General features: G+C 54.3%; 19 protein-coding genes (1 of these 19 only partly in view). 10 read left to right on the top strand and 9 right to left on the bottom strand.

Annotated features, from left to right (window positions below):
• Both HFN16_RS08815 and HFN16_RS08810 read left to right on the top strand, forming a co-directional pair.
• On the top strand, nucleotides 1-1,174 hold the 3' portion of the coding sequence (locus tag HFN16_RS08815) for a hybrid sensor histidine kinase/response regulator (RefSeq protein WP_168890405.1). The gene continues 1,118 nt to the left of window position 1, outside the view; only the last 1,174 of its 2,292 coding nucleotides appear in the window; the start codon falls outside the window, past its left edge; it ends in the stop codon at nucleotides 1,172-1,174.
• Between the two features lie 26 nt (nucleotides 1,175-1,200).
• Nucleotides 1,201-1,641, top strand: a complete 441-nt coding sequence (locus HFN16_RS08810) for a hypothetical protein (protein ID WP_168890404.1) — start codon at nucleotides 1,201-1,203, stop codon at nucleotides 1,639-1,641.
• Here HFN16_RS08810 and HFN16_RS08805 read toward each other — a convergent pair.
• Both HFN16_RS08805 and HFN16_RS08800 read right to left on the bottom strand, forming a co-directional pair.
• Nucleotides 1,638-2,885, bottom strand: coding sequence for an SLC13 family permease (locus HFN16_RS08805; protein WP_168890403.1), 1,248 nt, complete (start codon nucleotides 2,883-2,885; stop codon nucleotides 1,638-1,640). The genes HFN16_RS08810 and HFN16_RS08805 overlap by 4 nt on opposite strands.
• Before the next feature lie 184 nt (nucleotides 2,886-3,069).
• A complete protein-coding gene (locus HFN16_RS08800) occupies nucleotides 3,070-4,311 on the bottom strand; it encodes an EAL domain-containing protein (RefSeq protein WP_168890402.1) in 1,242 nt (413 codons plus the stop codon).
• A 284-nt stretch (nucleotides 4,312-4,595) separates the two neighbouring features.
• On the opposite strand from HFN16_RS08800, the gene dnaE reads away from it, so the two are divergent.
• From dnaE to HFN16_RS08760, 8 genes are all read left to right on the top strand, one after another.
• The gene (dnaE, locus tag HFN16_RS08795) at nucleotides 4,596-8,132 is read left to right on the top strand and encodes a DNA polymerase III subunit alpha (RefSeq protein ID WP_168890401.1); all 3,537 of its coding nucleotides are present in this window, start codon (nucleotides 4,596-4,598) and stop codon (nucleotides 8,130-8,132) included.
• Between the two features lie 68 nt (nucleotides 8,133-8,200).
• The gene (locus HFN16_RS08790) at nucleotides 8,201-9,646 is read left to right on the top strand and encodes an alpha/beta fold hydrolase (RefSeq protein WP_168890400.1); all 1,446 of its coding nucleotides are present in this window, start codon (nucleotides 8,201-8,203) and stop codon (nucleotides 9,644-9,646) included.
• 129 nt (nucleotides 9,647-9,775) lie between these two features.
• Nucleotides 9,776-10,780, top strand: coding sequence for a DUF3578 domain-containing protein (locus HFN16_RS08785; protein WP_168890399.1), 1,005 nt, complete (start codon nucleotides 9,776-9,778; stop codon nucleotides 10,778-10,780).
• Nucleotides 10,777-11,148 (top strand): nucleotide pyrophosphohydrolase, encoded by a 372-nt coding sequence (locus HFN16_RS08780; RefSeq protein WP_168890398.1) that lies wholly within the window; start codon nucleotides 10,777-10,779, stop codon nucleotides 11,146-11,148. The genes HFN16_RS08785 and HFN16_RS08780 overlap by 4 nt, the downstream gene beginning before the upstream one ends.
• A gap of 15 nt (nucleotides 11,149-11,163) precedes the next feature.
• Entirely contained in the window at nucleotides 11,164-11,544 is a 381-nt protein-coding gene (gene queD / locus HFN16_RS08775; protein ID WP_168890397.1) for a 6-carboxytetrahydropterin synthase QueD, read from the top strand.
• A gap of 2 nt (nucleotides 11,545-11,546) precedes the next feature.
• A complete protein-coding gene (locus tag HFN16_RS08770; RefSeq protein WP_168890396.1) occupies nucleotides 11,547-11,795 on the top strand; it encodes a hypothetical protein in 249 nt (82 codons plus the stop codon).
• A gap of 3 nt (nucleotides 11,796-11,798) precedes the next feature.
• Complete coding sequence (dtd, locus tag HFN16_RS08765) at nucleotides 11,799-12,263, top strand: D-aminoacyl-tRNA deacylase (RefSeq protein WP_168890395.1); 465 nt, start codon at nucleotides 11,799-11,801, stop codon at nucleotides 12,261-12,263.
• 40 nt (nucleotides 12,264-12,303) lie between these two features.
• Entirely contained in the window at nucleotides 12,304-13,734 is a 1,431-nt protein-coding gene (locus HFN16_RS08760; RefSeq protein ID WP_348771077.1) for a sensor domain-containing diguanylate cyclase, read from the top strand.
• Between the two features lies 1 nt (nucleotide 13,735).
• On the opposite strand, the gene HFN16_RS08755 is transcribed toward HFN16_RS08760, so the two are convergent.
• From HFN16_RS08755 to rpsP, 7 genes are all read right to left on the bottom strand, one after another.
• Nucleotides 13,736-14,578 (bottom strand): glycosyltransferase family A protein, encoded by an 843-nt coding sequence (locus HFN16_RS08755; RefSeq protein WP_168890394.1) that lies wholly within the window; start codon nucleotides 14,576-14,578, stop codon nucleotides 13,736-13,738.
• A gap of 9 nt (nucleotides 14,579-14,587) precedes the next feature.
• The gene (locus tag HFN16_RS08750) at nucleotides 14,588-15,229 is read right to left on the bottom strand and encodes a ribonuclease HII (protein WP_168890393.1); all 642 of its coding nucleotides are present in this window, start codon (nucleotides 15,227-15,229) and stop codon (nucleotides 14,588-14,590) included.
• A 558-nt stretch (nucleotides 15,230-15,787) separates the two neighbouring features.
• Nucleotides 15,788-16,138, bottom strand: a complete 351-nt coding sequence (rplS, locus tag HFN16_RS08745; protein WP_168890392.1) for a 50S ribosomal protein L19 — start codon at nucleotides 16,136-16,138, stop codon at nucleotides 15,788-15,790.
• Nucleotides 16,139-16,154: 16 nt separating this feature from the next.
• Nucleotides 16,155-17,450: a tRNA (guanosine(37)-N1)-methyltransferase TrmD gene (gene trmD, locus HFN16_RS08740; RefSeq protein WP_168890391.1), complete on the bottom strand. Its 1,296-nt coding sequence runs from the start codon at nucleotides 17,448-17,450 to the stop codon at nucleotides 16,155-16,157.
• 349 nt (nucleotides 17,451-17,799) lie between these two features.
• Nucleotides 17,800-18,426 carry a ribosome maturation factor RimM gene (gene rimM, locus HFN16_RS08735; RefSeq protein ID WP_168890390.1) on the bottom strand — a complete coding sequence of 209 codons (627 nt, stop codon included), beginning with the start codon at nucleotides 18,424-18,426 and terminating at the stop codon, nucleotides 17,800-17,802.
• A 12-nt stretch (nucleotides 18,427-18,438) separates the two neighbouring features.
• Entirely contained in the window at nucleotides 18,439-18,672 is a 234-nt protein-coding gene (locus tag HFN16_RS08730; protein ID WP_014323320.1) for a KH domain-containing protein, read from the bottom strand.
• A gap of 85 nt (nucleotides 18,673-18,757) precedes the next feature.
• Nucleotides 18,758-18,997: a 30S ribosomal protein S16 gene (rpsP, locus tag HFN16_RS08725; RefSeq protein ID WP_168890389.1), complete on the bottom strand. Its 240-nt coding sequence runs from the start codon at nucleotides 18,995-18,997 to the stop codon at nucleotides 18,758-18,760.
• Nucleotides 18,998-19,101 lie beyond the last annotated feature (104 nt).

Raw genomic sequence — 19,101 nt, 5'->3', positions numbered from 1 at the left:
GATCGCAGACAAGGCCAAGACCCAGTTCCTTGCCCGCATGAGCCATGAGATTCGCACGCCCATGAACGCGATTCTGGGCGCTGGAGAACTCCTGTCCGAGACCAAGCTGTCGACAGAACAACGCCGACTGCTTTCCATCTATCAGAGCGCGGGCCGCCATCTGCGTGAGCTTGTCAGTTCGGTCCTCGACATCTCCAAAATCGAAGAAGGTAAATTCCGGCTCGACGCCACCTCTTTCAGTCTGCATGCACTGATAACTGACACCTGCAAGGTGTTTTCCATTGAGGCGGCAGACAAGGGGCTCGTCCTTGATTGCATCATAGATTCGACCACCCCCGGCAGAGTCATTGGCGACCCCACGGCACTCAAGCAGATCATCGTGAATCTGCTCGACAATGCCATCAAATTTACCGACACAGGTTCCATCATTGTCCGCACTCGCATTTTGAAACGGCACACCCAGCCTGACGGCGCAGACATACTGACCGTAACCCTCACCGTGACGGACACCGGGATCGGCATCTCCGAACATAAGCAGAAGGATATCTTTGAACGATTCATCCAGGCCGACGGATCTACCTCCCGCATGTACGGGGGGTCGGGGCTCGGCCTCTCCATCAGTCGCAATCTGGCCCAGTTGATGGGAGGCTCATTGACGGTGCACAGCACTGAAGGAAAGGGAAGCAAGTTCATCCTCTCCGCACAGGTGACAGTGGACCCCGACAACAAAGCCCCTGCCGAACCTGTGGAAGAACCCGACGAGCAAAAACCCCATAGGCAAAACTCCGGACGCGTTCTGCTGGTGGAAGATGACGAGCGCAACCGACTGCTCTTCAGCCTCTTTCTCAAAGGTACAGAATACCAGTTGCACATGGCTGAAAGCGGGGAGCAGGCGTTGGAGATGTACCGGGCAGCGCCCTATGATCTGATTCTCATGGACATTGAGATGCCGGGCATGGACGGATTCGAGACGACCGAAGCCATCCGTCAATATGAGCAGGACAACGGGCTGGAGGCAAAACCTATCGTTGCGGTCACTGCCCATGCCATCAAGGAGACCGAGGACCGTTGCAAGGAGACTGGTTGCAATGGCTATGTAACCAAGCCCGTTACCAAGGAGAGACTCCGAGAGGAAGTTGCAGCCTACCTTGACCAGAGTTCGTCCGAAGAATAGCTTTGCCCAAACCATAAGGAGCTTCCATGCGCCACTTTCTGACCATATTCGTCACCCTCGCCATGCTCTCTCTTGCCGCGCCAGTCATGGCGGCACAAGACACGCTACCGCCTGCAGAGTGGAAAGCAGATTCTCCGCAAACGCACATCGAACAGGGCCTGACGCTGATGGTCAACGGCAAATTTGAAGACTCGTTCAAAGTGCTTTTTGGTAAGGGGCACACAAAAGAAGTGCTGGAAAAGCTCAAGTTCGAAGTATACCGCCTCGCCAAGAAAAGCGGCAATCCGTATGGATATGAAAGACTGCTTGTTCAAAAGGCGGGCACCACCATGGTCCGGTTCCGTTACGCCCTCTTCTTTGACTCCAAACCCATGATGTTCGAATTCATCTACTACAAGACAAAGAAGGGATGGGCGCTCCGCAACATCCAGTACTCACTGGATATCCGCAAGATGTTCGCCCGCTAATACACGCGCGGCAACACCCAACTCAGCCAACCGGTCAGCAGTGCTGCCCCGGCCACATTCAGAACGAATCCCAAAGCGAGCATACGCCTGAGGGATGCCCCACGCATTTCGCCAAAGGCCAGTGCATTGGTAGGCGTCGCCACCGGGGTCATGAAGGCACAGGTGGAAGCTACACTCACGCCCATCATCAGGTAGAGCGGGGCCATGCCGTGACCCTGCGCAGCATAAAAAGCGATGGTAAAGAACGCCGCCACCACAGCGGTGTTGGAGAGAATTTCCGTCAGGAAGATCACGGCCAATACGGTCAGGAAAAAGAGCAGCAGACCGGGCATGTCACCCTGCAACAGCATCCCGGCCATGACCACCAGCTTTTCATCCAGCTTGAGCCAGTGAACCACTGCGAACAGTGCGGCAAGTACCAACATGAAGATCAATCCGCGCCTTGGCACCCCTTTGATCATGTCGCCCGGTGTGAGCAACGGGCCACTCGCAAAGGATGACGTGGGCGCACTGCGAACAAAGACCAGCCAGAGAAACAGGACCGTGAAGCCCAAACAGACCATGGGCGAGATAGACTCGAAACCGGGAATCGCCTGCCGAGCCACAGACTCCAGCACCCAGTATGCCATGTAAATCCAGAACAGACGCGAGCCGTAGTGCTGTCGCTCAGTCACTTCACAGGTATCGCCGATACAATCCAGATGAACACTGACGCCGCGTGCAGTACGAGGCACGCCCAGCCCGGCCGCCACACCCCAAGCGACCAGCACGAACATGACGACCAACGGCACGGACCACAGGAACCAATTGAAGAACGTGATCTGCTCGCGCCCCGCCACCTCAAACAGGTCGAGCGCGCCGAACAGAATGGCGTTGGCGGGCGAACCGATCATGGATCCCATGCCGCCAATGGCCGCGCCATAGATGGCGGAGCACATCAATACAGTGGTCATGCCTTCCACACCCTGGGCGCGAAAACCGTTATCCAACCGTTTCAGGACCGGGAGTAATGTCAGCACGGTAATGGTATTGGGGATGAAGGATGAGAGAACTGCCGAGGCACCGATGATGTAGAGGATGAGCATGGGACCGCCCCCGCCGCTGCGACGAAGTGCCCACGACACAAAGGCATCGGTCAACCGCGTGGCCGCCATAAGGCGGTACACCAGATATCCGCCCCCAAAGAGCAGGATCAACGGCAGCCGCAGCCACAGATATGTTCCGACATCACCAAACACGTCCACTAAATTCTCCAACGATACAGAGGATTACACCGCTACAATGGACCTTTTTCAAAGGGAATTGTCAATAAGATAGCCGCTCAAACGAACGATGTTCACAACTCCTCTCTTCCCTCCTGCCGCAAGGCTTGGGAGAGTAGTGCAATTGTATACGACAACGCAGCAGATACGCCGCTGTTTCAAGCCGCTACCCGGGATACGGCATCTCAATGCATATCATGTAGCGCAACCCTTCCTTGTTGAAGAAGGGCTTGCTGATGATGCAGGCATCCTGCCCCGTGTAGGGAGAAGAAAATGTGGGCGAGACGAACTTCTCGTAGCCCATATCAAGATACATGACGTAATCGAACACGGAATGCTCCGCGCCCTTGTGAGTGCCGAGGATGGAGTCGGCCACGGCGTTGGCCGTAGAAGTGCGCACATGGGAACGGTCAGTGATCTGTATGCCGTCATTATCGAGCACGAACATGGAGATGACACCGTCCGCGTTGTGCACCAGCGTTTTGCAGGCATCACCAAAACGGTTCTCGGGCATATTTGAAAATTTGGCGCAAAGAGATGCTACGCTTTTGAAGGTGTTACTGAAGCTCTCCTTCCTGCGTCGTACCATCTCCCGCTTGAAGATCTTGAATTTCTCGTGGGTATCGATGATCTTCCGAAAGAACATTTTCGCCGGATCGCCGGTCTTGTCGTTCTCGTCCTTGGTGTAATAGTAACCCTGCTGCAAGTGGACACCCGCCGCGAGCAGGCGAAGGGACTCCTCCTCATTCTCCACACCCTGAGCAATGACCGATGCGCCCATGCGGTCGGCGAGCTTGCAAAGGGCCTCCAGCGTCTTGGCGGAATAGTCCTTACGCTCGTCGTTGCTGAAAAAAGATCGATTTACTTTCACGAAATGCGGCTTGATTCGTGAAATCATATGACTGAAGGGATCGTCTACTGAGCAGTCATCCAGACAGATCTTGAAAGCAAGCCCACTGAACTTCTCTCGAAGCGCTGCAACCAGATCAACATGCTTGGAGCACATGGAGGTTTCAATCACCACATTGGCGGGCTTGATGCCAGCAACAGAGACCTGTGCGGTCAGCTTTTCTTCGCTGAGATCCACATGAGGGAGGATGTCGGAATTGATGTTCAGATAGATCAACAATTCTTTGTGATTCTGATGAATGCCACGAAACTGGCTCAACGCCTTTTCCCGGCACAAACGATCAACGTCCAGTTTGACATCTGGAGGAAGCTCGTCGTGAAAGAGCATGGCCGGAGCAATGGTACACGCCCCTGCCCCTCCGCGTGAAAAAGCCTCAAACCCGACGATGGACTTGGTAAGAACCGAGACCACCGGCTGGAAAAACGTGCTGACGCTCTTGGCGTTGATGATGTCTTTGACAACCCGCTCGTTCGACTGAACGGCTGCTGCTTCCGCCATACCTGCTCCCTTGGTCCGCCACAGACTCCCACTCTTTCAATTCTTACCGCGCACCCTAAACCGGAGACTACGACGGGTCAATCCCATTCATCTTATTGCAACGGAATAATTGACTATCCGCAATTGCTGCCATACACCTCAACGGCCATAAAATAAAATTAGTCAGACATTTTAGCGAGCTACCCGAATCGAGCACGAATAGGCCCCAATCACGACTTTTCTTGCTCCCCGCTTTTCAGTATAGGTTGAGGTCTTGCTTTTGAACATTTCAACGAGGTTAATCCGTGGCCGAATTCGTCCATCTTCACGTCCATACAGAATACAGCCTGCTTGACGGCGCCATCCGAATCAAAGACCTGCTCTCCAGGACCAAAGACCTGGGCATGCCTGCCGTGGCCATCACCGACCACGGCTCCATGTACGGAGCCGTGACCTTTTACATGGCGGCCAAGGACATGGGCATCAAGCCCATCATCGGCTGTGAGGTCTACGTTGCCGAGGGCGACATAGACGACGAAGAAGCCCACCTGAAGAAAAACAGAACCGGCTACCACCTCGTGTTGCTGGCCAAGAACCAGCGCGGCTACAAAAACCTCATCAAGATCGTCTCCGAAGGATACCTGAACGGTTTCTACTACAAGCCGCGCGTCTCCAAATACCTGCTCAACCAATACTCCGAGGGCCTCATTGCCCTGTCCGCCTGTCTCGGCGGCGAGGTGCCCAAGAAGCTCATGAACGAGGGCATGGACGCAGGCGTGGAGATGGCCAAGACCTATGAATCCATCTTTCCCGGTGACTTCTATCTGGAGCTGCAGGAAAACGGCATCGGCGAACAGGTACGCCTCAACGACCTGCTCATCCAGTGCGCCGAAAAGACCGGCCTGCCGCTGGTAGCCACCAACGACTGCCACTACCTGACCGCCGAAGACTACGAAGCCCACGACACCCTGCTCTGCATCCAGACCCAGACCACGGTGGACGCGGAAAAACGCTTCCGCATGGACACCAAGGATCTCTATTACAAGACGCCTGAGGAGATGGAGCAGGCCTTTGCCCACGTGCCCGAGGCCATCGCCAACACCCAGCGCATTGCCGAGCGATGCAACGTGGAGATCGAGCTGGGTAACTATTATTTCCCCGAGTACGAGCTGTCCGAAGGCGTGGCCGATCTGGACGAGGAATTCATCAAGCTGTGCAAGGAAGGTCTGCGCAAGCGCCTCGACATGATCACCTATGAGGTGGACGAGCAGGTCTACTGGGACCGCCTCGACTACGAGCTGGGCGTCATCATCGAGATGGGCTTCCCGGCTTACTTCCTCATCGTTCAGGACTTCATCAACTGGGCCAAGGACAACCGTATTCCAGTCGGACCGGGTCGTGGTTCCGCAGCCGGTTCCATTGTCGCCTGGGCGCTCAAGATCACCAACCTCGACCCGCTCCCGTACGATCTGCTGTTCGAACGTTTCCTCAACGTGGAACGTGTCTCCATGCCTGATATCGACGTCGACTTCTGCGAACGCCGTCGTCTGGAGGTCGTGAAATACTGCGCCGACAAGTACGGCCACGACCGCGTGGCGCAGATCACCACCTTCGGCACCATGAAGACCAAGGCGGTCATCAAGGACGTTGGTCGCGCCCTCGGCATTCCCTTTGGCGAGACCGACAAGATCGCCAAGCTGGTACCGGACGATCCCGCCGTACTCGCCAAGCTGATGGGCGTTGAAAAATGCAAGATCAATGTGCCCAACGCAGTCAAAGGCGTGGTCGAGCTCGGCGACATGGTGGCCACCGATCCCAAGATCGAAAAGCTCATCGATATTTCCACCCGTCTGGAAGGTCTGTGCCGACACGCATCCACCCACGCGGCGGGTGTTGTCATCTCCGACAAGCCCATGACCTACTACCTGCCCCTCTACAAAGGTAAGAAGGGCGAAATTGTGACCCAGTTCGACATGAAAAAGGTCGAAAAAGCGGGCTTGATCAAGTTCGACTTCCTGGGTCTCAGGACCATGACCGTTATCGAGGACTGCCTCGACATCATCCGCGATCAGGGCAAGGAAGCGCCCGACCTCGACACCCTCGGCATGGACGACAAGGCCACCTACGAAATTTTCGCCATGGGCGACACCGATGGTATCTTCCAGGTGGAATCATCCGGTATGCGCAAGTATCTCCGCATGCTCCGCCCGGACTGTTTTGAAGATATCGTCGCCATGCTCGCCCTGTACCGCCCGGGTCCGCTGGGCATGATCGGCTCCCATGGCGTGTCCATGGTTGACGAATTCATTATGCGTAAGCACGGCGACATCGAAGTCACCTACCCGCACCCGTCTCTTGAAGAGACCCTGAAGCCGACCTACGGCGTCATGGTTTATCAGGAGCAGGTCATGGCCACGGCAATGACCATCGCCAACTACTCGCTGGGTGAAGGTGACTTGCTGCGTCGTGCAATGGGTAAGAAGATCGCCGAGGAGATGGCGAAGCAGCGCTCCCGCTTCCTCGAAGGTGCACGCGAGAACAAGATTCCGGACAAGACCGCCAATGAAATCTTCGACACCATGGAGAAGTTCGCGGCATACGGCTTCAACAAATCGCACTCCGCCGCCTACGCGCTGATCTCCTACCACACCGCCTATCTCAAGGCGCACTTCCCGGTAGAGTTCATGGCCGCCCTGATGTCCACCGAAATGAACAACACCGAAAAGATCATCATGTACGTCAACGCCTGTCGTGATATGGAGATCGAGGTCAAGCAGCCGGACATCAACGTCGGCATGGCCCGCTTTTCGGTACAGGACGGCAAGATCTTCTTTGCCATGGCCGCCATCAAGAACGTCGGTGAAGAGGCTATTGACGAGATCGTTGCCGAACGCAAAGAAAACGGTCCGTTCAAGGATATTTTCGAGTTCTGCGAGCGCGTCAACCTGCGCCGCGTAACCAAGCGTGTTTTGGAGTCCCTCATCAAAGCGGGCGCTATGGACTGCTTCAACTGCTCCCGCGCCGCCCTGCTGGAAGACTTGGAAAAGGCCGTGGCACTGGGCCAGAAAAAGGCCAAGGAAAAAGACTCCGGCATGATCAACATGCTGGGTATGCTCGGCGGCGGCGACGATCAGGCCAGCGCGGCCACACCCACCTGCTCCATGTGCGAGGAGATGGACGACCGCGAAAAGCTCCAGCTGGAAAAGGACGTGCTCGGTTTCTTCCTGTCCGGCCACCCGTTGCTGGCCTACCGCCACGACATGAAGCGCCTCAGTATCCAGACCCTGGACGAGTGCAAGTCCATCCCCAACGGCTCACAGGTACGCGTGGCGGTTATCATCCCCGACTTCCGCCAGATCCTGACCCGCAAGGGTGATCCCATGGCCTTCTGTGTAGGTGAAGACCTCACCACCTCCGGCGAGATCACCATGCTGCCCAATCTCTGGGAAGAAGCTGCTGAACTGGTCCGCGCAGACCGTCCCCTCTTCATCGAGGGCAAGATCGATATCCGCGAAGAGCAGATCGAAGGCGCGCCCAAGGTCGCCAAGATTCTCGGCGAAAAGGTGATGTTCCTGGCCGACGCGGTCCACGGCTCCGACAAGCCCGTGTCCCTGTGGATTGGTGAAAACAACACCACGGATGACCACCTCGGTGCGCTCAAGGCCATCATCAAGAAATACCCCGGCGGCACTGCCGTCAACCTCGGCGTCATCACCAAGGAATCCGTGGTGAACCTGAAACTCGGCAACGGCTGGACCGTCATCCCGAGCCGAGAGTTCTGGAAAGACGTGGAAAAATGGCAGAACGGGGACGCCAAACGCTTCAAGGCAACACAAGAATAGTAAACTAAATATAGAAATTCATATTTTTCTATTTTCCTGCTACTATCTCCTCCAAACAAGGAGGAGATATGCGTATTCTATTGGTTCTTCTTTGTGTCTTCACAGCCTTTGCCGGCTGCACGAAAAGCGCTTCCGTCAAAACACTCCCCACGGCGGACACACGCTTCAACCTGATGACCGAGCGTCTCGATACCAGTGATATCTTTCACTACATGGTCATCAAGCCGGATTATTTCCAACTCGACTTCCCCAGCTTCTTCATCGGCGTAGAAAAGGCCCGCAAGAAAGTTGTCGGGGAACCGACTTTTGGCACCTGCCCCGATCCCTCGGCCCCGTGTCTGAAAACGGGCAGCGACAAGTACAACGACAAACCAGATGTGGCCAGATGGATCGAACGGCTCTTCGGCCACGGCTGGGACCTGACCAAGGATTTCAAGTCGCACCTGCCGACGCACGCAGCCAGCTATGACGGGCAGGCCGGCAACGCCAAACTCATCTATAATGTGTATGGCACCCAGTGCGCTCACAAAGAGACTGCACCGCCGTATACCAACTACGACCTCTACAATCAGGGGTGGAGTTTTATCCTGTCTCTCAAAAAGCAACTCAGGGACAAGATAGAAAGCGAACAGGCAACCCATGTCTTCTTTTTCTCCATGGGCTGGAACACGCCCCAGTGGGAGGCGCTGGCCAATTTCACCGCCTTCTACAACCACATCAAAACCAAGGCCGAGCAGGAAGGATACTTCGGCAACAGTTTCCGTCCTGTTGTGGTCTGCATGACATGGCCATCCTTCTGGCCCGACAAACGAGGGCTCATCGGTTCAGCCAGCGACTACCCCACCATGGTGGATGACGCAGATGAACTGGGAGCATCCATCGCCAATCTCATTGTTCAGGATGTCATTGGCTCCATCAAGAAGGAGCAGCAAGCCATGGGCAAAGACCCTATCAGCATTGTTCTGGTAGGCCACAGCCTTGGCGCGCTTCTCGTTACCCGTGCGGCTGACAGCGGGTACCTTGTCACGGACAATCCAGCCAAGATCGATCTTGTCGTCGGACTGGAAGGCGCATTCAGTGCCAAGCGTTTCCTCAACAAGAACCAGGCATGGCATCTCTGGTTCTTCCCGGAAATCGTGGAGCACAGTTATTACACCTCCTCCCAATATGATTGGGCCACGGACGGTCCTTCGAAGTTCTTTAACAAATACTACATTGGCGCTTACCGAACATTTGCCGCAGTAGAGAGCGGAACAATGAAAGAAGACCTCTCCCTCCCGAAAAAAGGATGGATATTGCCGAAAGACAAATTCAACACCACGACTCTGGAAAAGAACGGCATCCCCATAACAGGCCTTCCTGTCTGCAACAAGGTGACACTGGTGGATGCGTCGAAGATCACCTTCCGCAACGTTCCGGGGACAGGCGGCGGCGCGCACAGCGACATCTACTCCCCGGAAATGGGCGCGTTCATCTGGGAAGCAGTCAAGAAATGCACCATCGACACGCCGTAATACCTCCGTGTCATACGATATGAGAAAGGCGCACCCTGTGCGCCTTTCTTCATTGACAAGCACGGCCCTGCGAACAATCATGCACTGGGAAAGTAAAAAGATACAAAGCTGTACAGGAGTGATTTCTATATGTCTTTGAGAGAAGAGCTCATTAGGATTAGCCAAATCTACCCTCAATACCAAAATCAACCTATCGAGACTGGCTTCGCGCCTGCTAAAGAAATGCGAGAGTTATCAGGGAATATATTCCCAGATCTAATTAGAAATGATGTTGGCTATCACTTTAGAGGCAGCCCCACACTAAACAAATGGCCGAGATTGCCCTGGTTAGGAATCTTTCATCCAACAATGGAAAAGAAAGCTAGCGTAGGTCTGTATGTCGTCTTTAGTTTTTCCGAAGACATGGAGCGTGTATACTTAATTCTGACTCAAGGCGTAACAAAGCTTTTTGATGAATTGGGTGCTGCTGCTAACCCACTACTAAAGCAAAGAGCTAACTATCTCCAAAACAAAATAGGCAATACCAAAGCAGCCTTCAACACTTCGGAATCCACCCAAGATGCAGGAAACAAATACATTAACTCATCGATTCTCTGGAGGTCTTATGACATTGTCGAACTTCCTTCAGAGAAGAAATTGACGCAAGATTTGAACGACATACTGGATATTTACACTAACATCGTCCCCGCCTTTCATGACTTGATTACCAATGGGTTTCCTCAAAATGTAAGACAGAAAGACAAAAAAAAGTACTTAGAAAAAAGAGCTAAAGCGACACATAGAACTTATGAAGGCCGAAACAGACCTATCGTTAAGGAAGTTAAGCGACAGCTCAAGGCTAAGTGCAGAGCGTGTGGGATAGACTTTTCTAAAATATACGGGAAATTCGGGAAAGGATATATCGAGGCGCACCATCTAGTCCCATACTCATCTTATAATGAAAACGAAGGCGTCAGCGTTACTGTTGATGACTTCACTGTGTTATGTCCCAACTGTCATCGCATGGTCCACAAGCTATACAAGGACAACAAAGCGGTTCCACTGACACCCGAATTGCTAAAAAACAACATGCATGCTGGAGCATTGGACAAGCTTAATCGTATTTTCACCAACTTCAAAAAAATCAAAGTATGACAACAGACTCTCTCAAAGAACTCGACAAACGCCACAAGCAGTTTGTCGATGACCGCAATTGGCAGCAGCATCAGTCTCCCAAGAATCTGACCATGGCCCTGACCGTAGAAGTCGGGGAGCTTGTGGAGCACTTCATGTGGCTTTCCCGCGAGGAGAGCTGGAAGATCGAGGAAAAAAAGAAGGACGCCGTGGCCGAAGAACTGGCCGACTGCCTCATCTACCTGACCCGCATCTCCGGCGAGCTGGGTATTGATCTGGTTGCGGCCGCACACGAAAAATGCGAGAGGAACGAGCGCAAGTACCCCGTGGAAGAGTTTCAGGAAGGCTATCGCCGTCCCCACGAGTACAAGGACAAAGACAAATACTAGTTCGGGAGAAGAACTATGGCCGGTAAATGGCGTTTGACGATTACTCAGGATTTTTCTGCTTCGCACCAGCTGCGCAACTACGGCGGCAAGTGTGAGAACATGCACGGCCACAACTTCGGTGTCGAGGTCGTAGTCGAAGGCGACAAGCTGGATGAACGCGTGCAGTACCTTGTTGATTTCAAGGACATCAAACGCCGCACCAAGGACGTGCTGGAGCGTCTGGATCACAAGCACCTCAACGAGGTGGAGTGTTTCATCGACATTAACCCCTCCTCCGAGAACATCGCCATGTTCATCTACAAGGAGCTCAAGGGCAACATGCCGGAAAACGTCACTCTGGCCGAAGTCTCCGTGTCCGAGAAAGATTCGTCCAAGGCGACCTACTGGGAGGAATAGTCGTGTCCGACCCCAAAGAAGAAAAAAAGGGCGAGATCAACGGCATGTCCTTTGGCAAGATCATGACCTCCATGCTCATCCCCAAGGACTCCCGCACCAACCCCAAGCGCATCCTCAGCGGCATCGCCTTCCTCGCCTTTGTCTGCTTTTTTCTCCTGTCCGCCTTTTCCCGCGGCTGTCAGCAAGATGCCCAGAAGAAAATGGAAGAACAGCGCGAAAGCCGCCTCATCATCGACACCCGCTCAGTATAATCCATGCGAATCATCATTCAGCGCGTCACTGACGCCAAAGTCACGGTCGAGGGTGAACTCCTCGGCGAAATCGGTCCCGGCTTTCTCGCCCTTGTCGGCTTCGGCAGCAACGACACCTTAGAACTCGCCGGTTCACCGATCTGGAAAAAACTCATCGACAAGCTCATCAACCTGCGCGTCTTCCCCGACGATCAGGACCGCATGAACCTGTCCCTCGCCGATATTTCTGGTGACCTCATGCTCATTTCCCAGTTCACGCTCTATGCCGACTGCAAAAAGGGGCGTCGCCCGGCCTTCACTGGAGCCTGCCCGCCCGACACGGCCGAACCGCTGTTCGAGCGCTTCCTTGAAGATGCCCGCGCCATCGCACCCGGCAAAGTTGCCACGGGAAAATTCGGAGCCATGATGGACCTCGATTTCACCAACTCCGGTCCGGTCACCATCATCCTCGACTCGGATGAGATGTAACAAAAGCAGCTATTGTTAGTTTCGAAGCGTTGATTTACAAATGGGTATGTCTTTAAAAGCCAAACTGCTTACCGCCCTTTCCTTTATCCTCCTTGCCGCGTTCCTTGCGACAAGCGTCATCAATTACAATATGACGCGCAGCGCCGTGCGAGCAGAGCTTCTCAACTCTTCCCTGCCGCTCACCGGAAAAAACATTTATTCGGAAATCCATGCGGCCATGATGCGGCCGATTCTTGTGAGCTCGTCCATGGCAAATGATGCCTTCCTCAAGGATTGGATCATCAAAGGCGAATACGACGTCCCTGCCCTCACGAAATATCTTCGAGAAATCAAAGAAAAGTACGGTTTCATCTCTACTTTTTTCGTGTCTGCCAAATCGGACAAGTACTATTATCATAAGGGCGTCCTCAAAGAGATCAACCCCCGTGACCCGCACGACATTTGGTACTATGCCTTCACCCGCTCCGGCGCGGAATATGATCTGGATGTGGACAGCAATGAGGCTGACGAAGGCAAGCTGACCATCTTCGTCAACTTCCGCATGCTTGATGACAACGGCAACCTCCTCGGCGTCACCGGCGTTGGGGTCAACATGGATCAGGCCGTGGCGCTGCTCGCAAAGGCACGCGAAGAATATAACCGGGACGTTTATCTGATCGATCAGGACGGCTTGATTCAGGTTCATCCGGACAAAAAACGCATCGAACGCTTCTATATTACCAAAGCAGGCGGCATCCGCGATGTGGCCGAGGATATCCTCCAGCCAGTCGAATCGGCCCGCAGCTTTGAGTATAACTGGGAAGGCAAGCACTACCTGCTGTCCACTCGCTACATTCCGGAATTCGAGTGGCACCTCATCGTGCAGCAGGACGAGCAGACAGCTCTTGGAACAGCTCGCCACAATCTGGTTCGCACATTGGTCGTGGGGTTATCCGCTTCCGTGCTGATCATCGTGATCTGCTTTTTCACGGTGAACAGCTATCAGGACAAAATCGAAAAACTGGCTAAGACCGACCCGTTGACCGGAGTGGCAAACCGCCGCGCCTTTGAAGAAGGATTTGATCAGGCCGCGTACAGGGCCACCCGATACAACACGCCATTTTCCATCATCATTATCGACCTCGACAACTTCAAGATCATCAATGATGAGAAAGGCCATCTGGCCGGAGATGAAGTGCTCAAAACGGTGGCGACCACCATTGCCGAGCATGTGCGGCCCACCGACCTCGTGGCCAGATGGGGCGGAGATGAATTCATCATCCTCATGGATGCCACGGGGGAAGATGCCGAATCCCTTGTGAACCGCATCAATGAGGCTATGGCGCGCACCACCAATGCCTCAACGATTCGTTTTTCCTGCGGCATCAGCCAATATCATGAAGGTGATACCATCAGCGTCATCACCCACCGCGCGGATCAGGCCATGTATGAAGCCAAAGCCAAGGGCGGCGGCTGTCTGGTAAAGGGATAGATCAGGACCTGGGGCCGAGCTCGCGCACCCGCTTCTCCACATCCCTGAGCAGCTTCTTCACGTCTACCGGGGTAGGAATGTATCCGCGCTGCATGGCTTGCCCGTGCAGTCTGCCGCGAAGATAACTCCGCGCCCACTTTTCCACCTCAGGGTGAAAGAAACAGGTATTGTTCAAGACGATCTGCGCCTTGGCATTTCCGTCCCGACTCACTGCGTGGTTGGAAAAATTGGTGCCGTGGATTTCGTAGTTGTAGAGCACCTGCTGAATGTGGTGAAACCGTGCGCCCGCCATCTGACACTGAATCCAGAAATCCCAATCTTCATACTCGGTGTTGTCACGGTAGCGAATGCCTCCGTCCCACAACGACCGGCGAATCATGGCTGCCGGAGGCAATCCATTCTGTGTGCGCAGCAGGCCCTGCGTAAACTTGGGAACTTCCACATCGCGTACACCATGCGAACTGTGCTCTCGATAATCCGTGTAGACCACACCGATATGATTATCCGTACCAAAAGCTTCCACACAGGCAGCTAAATAATCGGGAAAAATAGAATCGTCCGGATCAAGACACTGCAACAAATCGCCAGTTGCCTGCGCCAAACCGAAATTGCGAACCAGCCCCGGCTTGCCGCTCCGGGGCGGCGTCAGGATTTCAAATCGTGCACACCTAATGCGCTCTTGCCATTTTGCCGCCTGTAGCAGCGAGTCATCATCACTGCCATCGTCCACAAACAGGATCTCGACATCATCGAGCTGCATGGTCTGGGCCGCTATGGACCCGAAGAATCGGTCAGCAAACCGCCCGTAATTATAGTTGGGTATGACGATGGAAAGACGAGGCATACATCCCTATTAAAACAGACTGGCCTGCGCCGCCACTTTTTCTTCGGGCTTCACGCCTCGAAAGGTCATGCGGTGCTGCGGACACGGTCCGAGCTTTTTAATAGCTTCCATGTGCGCCTTGGTGCCGTAGCCCATGTGCTTGGAAATCCCGTAGCCCGGATACCGCTTGGCGAGCTTGATCATGAGGCGGTCGCGAAAGGTCTTTGCCATGATGGACGCCGCAGAGATGGCTGGAATCTTACCATCCCCCTTGATGACGTATTCCTGCGGAATATCCCGCTTGAGCGCGTAAGGGGGAATCAATTTGTTCCCGTCGATCTGCAGGAACTTGGGGGACACCTTCATGCCGCGAACGGCCCGGCCCATTGCCTGATAGGTGGACTCCAGAATATTGATCTGGTCGATTTCCCCCGGCCACGCCACGCCAATGGCCCACGCAACAGCCTGCTCGCGAATCAGGTCATAGAGCACTTCACGCTTCTCGGCGGTCAACTGTTTGGAGTCAGTCAGTCCGGGCAGATCATATTCCACCGGCAGGATGCACGCCCCGGCCACCACTGGCCCGGCCAGACATCCCCGTCCAGCTTCATCAACCCCAGCAATCTCGGTCGCCGCATACCCGGCAGTCGTAAACAATGTAGCTTGTGTCATAGGCGTTCTTTTCTGCCTGAAAATGTTACTGATGTCACTTGAACACACACCTAAGCAGAACATATATTCACCGTCGTATAAACTAAGGAGAAAGCGATGCCTGGCCCACTTATCCTAATTCTCTACATATTGATCTCTGCAGCCCTTTTACACTTTGTATTCATCCCATTGGGTAGGTGGTCAGTATGGCTGTTCACTCCACTATGGCTAAATGGTTGGTTTATTGTGATAGGCTTTTGCTGTGAAGGTATAAATATGAAAGGCGTAAAAAGAGGATGGTCATTACTCAAAAATTGGATCCTCTACATGGGTATTTTATTCTTAATCGCTATTATTTTTACGATCCCAGAGATCATCAACCACCTTAGATAGCCCAAACCAGAAGAGCCCGGAACGACAACGTCGTTCCGGGCAAATATATCACATGATCAGTGATAATTTTTTGGCGAGGTGGGTAGCTGTGGCGACGTGAGGTAAAGCCAGGACCGCCGCGTATTCATAATACGCAAGGGGCTGGGTTTGCCGAGCGGCGTCGCAGATGCCCGCCTATCCGAAAAATTATTCCCAGATCTGCTTGGACTTGATGCGAGCAGCCTTACCGCGGAGATTGCGGAGGTAGTAGATGCGGCTCTGGCGAACCTTACCTTCGGAGACCACTTCGACGCGGTCGATGAAGGGGGAGTTCATGGGGAACACACGCTCAACACCGATACCGTCGGAGATCTTACGAACGGTGAAGGTGGCGTTGGTGGTGCCACGACGGCGACGGAGGACAGCACCCTGGAAGACCTGGATACGTTCTTTTTCGCCTTCGATGATGCGGTAGTGAACCTTGACGGTGTCACCGGCCTTGAACTCGGGCATGTCGAGACGAATGTGCTCAGACTCGATTTTCTGAATCATGTTCATTGTAATACTCCTAAAATTAGTACTCATCTCCGACCAGACGATCCACGATGATTGCCACCGCACTTCTGACCGAAAGATGGTTGTAGTCGTCCAAATACCTAACGGGGCGCAATATGCCCTCGGCTTTGGAGAGGACTTCCTCCGCCAAACCGTGTCCTGTTCCAAAAACCAATAAAACAGGAGAGTTGGCGAGCCAGCCTTGCACTTCCTCGTAGGTCATTGCAGGCTCAGCGTTCTTGCGGCGGTCCAATCTTGCAGACGTAGCCGCGAGGCGGGGAGATTGCCCTGTTTGCTTCTCGATGTCAAGGACTGCAGCCTCGATATCATCAAAAACTTTTACCTTGGAAAAAGCCTCGGCGCGGTCCGGATTTGCCTTGCAACCAGCCCCCTCTTTCCAGTGATCCAGAAGCTGCTGCGCGAGCGCCTTCTGATCCTCGATGGGAGTGGTGGCATAGAAGCCTCCCAGACCATAACTCCGGGCCACGCGCGACATGTCGTGCAGGTCCAGATTGGTCACCGACACCGCCACCTTTTCCCCGAACTTGTTCAGCACAGGGTAATGGCACAGCGCGATGTACAGGTTGCGGCCCAGTCGCGTACGCGTCATGGTCCGCAGAAAATCAATATCCTCCACCGTGAGATGGGCACCGGGCAGGATGTCAGGCCGATCATTCAGCGTATTGGTCAGCGAGCATTCCCGCCGCCACTCCGCGATGGCCCCATGATTGCCGCCCCGCAGCACCTCAGGCACCTTCAGACCATCCCAGTCCTCCGGGCGCGTATAGTGCGGATATTCCAGCAGTCCGGCAGAGAAGGACTCTTCTTCGCCGGAATCATCATGCCCCATGAAGCCCGGGATCAAACGAGCCACGGATTCAATCAGGCACAGCGCCGCGGTCTCACCGCCGTTGAGCACGAAGTCGCCCACGCTGACCAGTTCGATGTCGTACAGGTCCAGCAGGCGCTCATCGATGCCTTCATAGCGGCCGCAGATCAGGGTGACGTCCTCTTGCGTGGACAGCTCCCGAGCCTTGGCCTGGGTGAGCGGCTTGCCGCGCGGCGACATCATCATGATCTTGCCCGGCTTCTCGATGGAATCCATCGCCTTGACCATGGTGTCGAGTTTGAGCAGCATGCCCGGGCCGCCGCCAAAGGGGCGGTCGTCAACGGACTTGTGGATGTCCTCGGCAAAGTGGCGCACGTCCACGTAGTCGAAGTTCACCAGCCCGTTGGCCTGAGCCTTCTTCACCAGCCCCGTAGAAAGCGGAGACTCGAAGTAGTGCGGCAATATGGATACGAGATGAAAATTCATGCTGGTGCTGCTTGCTCGTTGTGGTTGGAAATCAGGATAGAAGGTCGCCTTCGGCTCCATTGTCAGGTGACTTCGCCTCCGGCGGCCAAAGGGCTATACCCTTTGGAATCCCTCTCTGCGCCTGTCGGCGCAAACTTATTTCAATAAAAAACAACTCCCCAAAACCATCGAACCCGAGCGAAGCGAGCTACAAAAAGTTTTGGAGATTCTTGCTTTAGCCGTTCCCGAGTCTTCGAGGGTTACGGATAAAGACAGCAGAGATAAGAACCTTTTACAAAAGGTTCTTAAGCCGTCGGAGACGCCCCTCTGGCGAGGAGGCCCCGCTGGCAAGCGCCGCCGGAGGCATTAACTACTCCGACTTCGCTTCCCCGCCCTTGTTGGGACGTGCCTTCTTCTTGTTCGTGCGACGCCGAGGCTTCTTTTTCTTGGGCGGTTCCGGATTCAGATAGAGATCGAGCAACCCGGCGGGCGGGTCGATGACGATCACTTCCTCGTCCAAATCCACGTCGAGAACGAACTCGGGCACGGCAGGAAGCAGGATTTCCTTGCGATCATCTGTGTAAATGACCCAGGTGTCCTGTTCAGGGGTTTCGTAAAACTGCTCAAGCGTGCCGACGGGCGAGCCGTCTTCGAGCTGCACACGGCAGCCGAGCATATCCTTGATGTAGTGCTCACCCTCGTCCAGTTCAGGAAGATCATCCTGATGAACGAGCACGGCAAAGCCACGCAGGGCTTCGGCCTGGTCTCGATCGTCTACTCCGGCACACTTGAGGAGCACGAGCCCCTTGTGTTCACGCCAGGATTTGACGACAAACGGCTTGGGGGTCTTCTTCCCATCCTGGAGAAAGATGGCGCGCACCGCGTCGAAAAGCAACGGGGAGTCCGCATAACTTTTTATGCAGAACTCCCCGCGAATTCCGTGCGGCTTCGCCACCCCACCCACGGGAATAAACCCATCGGTACGGTGTTGAGTCATAGCGGCTGGTTGCTACTCGAGAATCTCCAAAACGGAGCGTTTGCGAGCCTTGGTGGAGGCTGCACCCAGCAGGGTACGCATAGCACGGGCCGTACGGCCCTGCTTGCCAATCACCTTGCCAAGGTCTTCCTTGGCCACCTTGAGCTCGATAACCGAGGTCTGTTCGCCTTCGACTTCAGACACTTGCACTTCATCCGGGTTGTCCACCAGGGACTTGGCAATGTACTCAATCATCTCTTTCAGCATGACGTCTACCTCCGGGTACAGCGCGTCGTCTCGCGCCGTGAACTTGAGCTGCCAAATAGAATTCCGGACTAAGGAAGCACAGTGCTTACTTGCCGGCCTTCTTCAGCAGGGAACGAACGGTGTTGCTGGGCTCGGCACCCTGTGCCAACCACTTCTCGATCTTTTCCATGTCGAGCTTGATGTCGTTGGGTTCCACCATCGGGTTGTAGTAACCCAGGTACTCAACGGGGCGGCCATCACGGCGGGTGGCGCTGTCGAGAGCCACGACGCGGTAGAACGGACGCTTCTTGGAACCCATACGAGTCAGTCGGATTTTCATAGCCATGGTACTTATACTCCCAATAATTGATTAATACGTTTTTGCCCTATATCTGGCAAGTTGATATCTATTATAAACTTGACCAACGCCTGTTTTTCCTCGGCTTGGAG

This window comes from Pseudodesulfovibrio sp. zrk46, from assembly GCF_012516435.1.
In the GTDB taxonomy this organism is placed as follows: Bacteria; Desulfobacterota; Desulfovibrionia; order Desulfovibrionales; family Desulfovibrionaceae; genus Pseudodesulfovibrio.
The sequence above is the reverse complement of the archived record's forward strand: the minus strand, read 5'-3'. Positions and strand labels throughout refer to the sequence as shown.

Coding starts and splice junctions, on each gene's coding strand:
- HFN16_RS08760 (WP_348771077.1), top strand. CDS start 12,304: ATGGGTATGTCTTTAAAAGCCAAACTGCTTACCGCCCTTTCCTTTATC.
- rplS (WP_168890392.1), bottom strand. CDS start 16,138: ATGAACATGATTCAGAAAATCGAGTCTGAGCACATTCGTCTCGACATG.
- HFN16_RS08785 (WP_168890399.1), top strand. CDS start 9,776: ATGTCTTTGAGAGAAGAGCTCATTAGGATTAGCCAAATCTACCCTCAA.
- rimM (WP_168890390.1), bottom strand. CDS start 18,426: ATGACTCAACACCGTACCGATGGGTTTATTCCCGTGGGTGGGGTGGCG.
- trmD (WP_168890391.1), bottom strand. CDS start 17,450: ATGAATTTTCATCTCGTATCCATATTGCCGCACTACTTCGAGTCTCCG.
- queD (WP_168890397.1), top strand. CDS start 11,164: ATGGCCGGTAAATGGCGTTTGACGATTACTCAGGATTTTTCTGCTTCG.
- HFN16_RS08780 (WP_168890398.1), top strand. CDS start 10,777: ATGACAACAGACTCTCTCAAAGAACTCGACAAACGCCACAAGCAGTTT.
- HFN16_RS08755 (WP_168890394.1), bottom strand. CDS start 14,578: ATGCCTCGTCTTTCCATCGTCATACCCAACTATAATTACGGGCGGTTT.
- HFN16_RS08730 (WP_014323320.1), bottom strand. CDS start 18,672: ATGCTGAAAGAGATGATTGAGTACATTGCCAAGTCCCTGGTGGACAAC.
- dtd (WP_168890395.1), top strand. CDS start 11,799: ATGCGAATCATCATTCAGCGCGTCACTGACGCCAAAGTCACGGTCGAG.
- HFN16_RS08790 (WP_168890400.1), top strand. CDS start 8,201: ATGCGTATTCTATTGGTTCTTCTTTGTGTCTTCACAGCCTTTGCCGGC.
- rpsP (WP_168890389.1), bottom strand. CDS start 18,997: ATGGCTATGAAAATCCGACTGACTCGTATGGGTTCCAAGAAGCGTCCG.
- HFN16_RS08810 (WP_168890404.1), top strand. CDS start 1,201: ATGCGCCACTTTCTGACCATATTCGTCACCCTCGCCATGCTCTCTCTT.
- HFN16_RS08800 (WP_168890402.1), bottom strand. CDS start 4,311: ATGGCGGAAGCAGCAGCCGTTCAGTCGAACGAGCGGGTTGTCAAAGAC.
- HFN16_RS08750 (WP_168890393.1), bottom strand. CDS start 15,229: ATGACACAAGCTACATTGTTTACGACTGCCGGGTATGCGGCGACCGAG.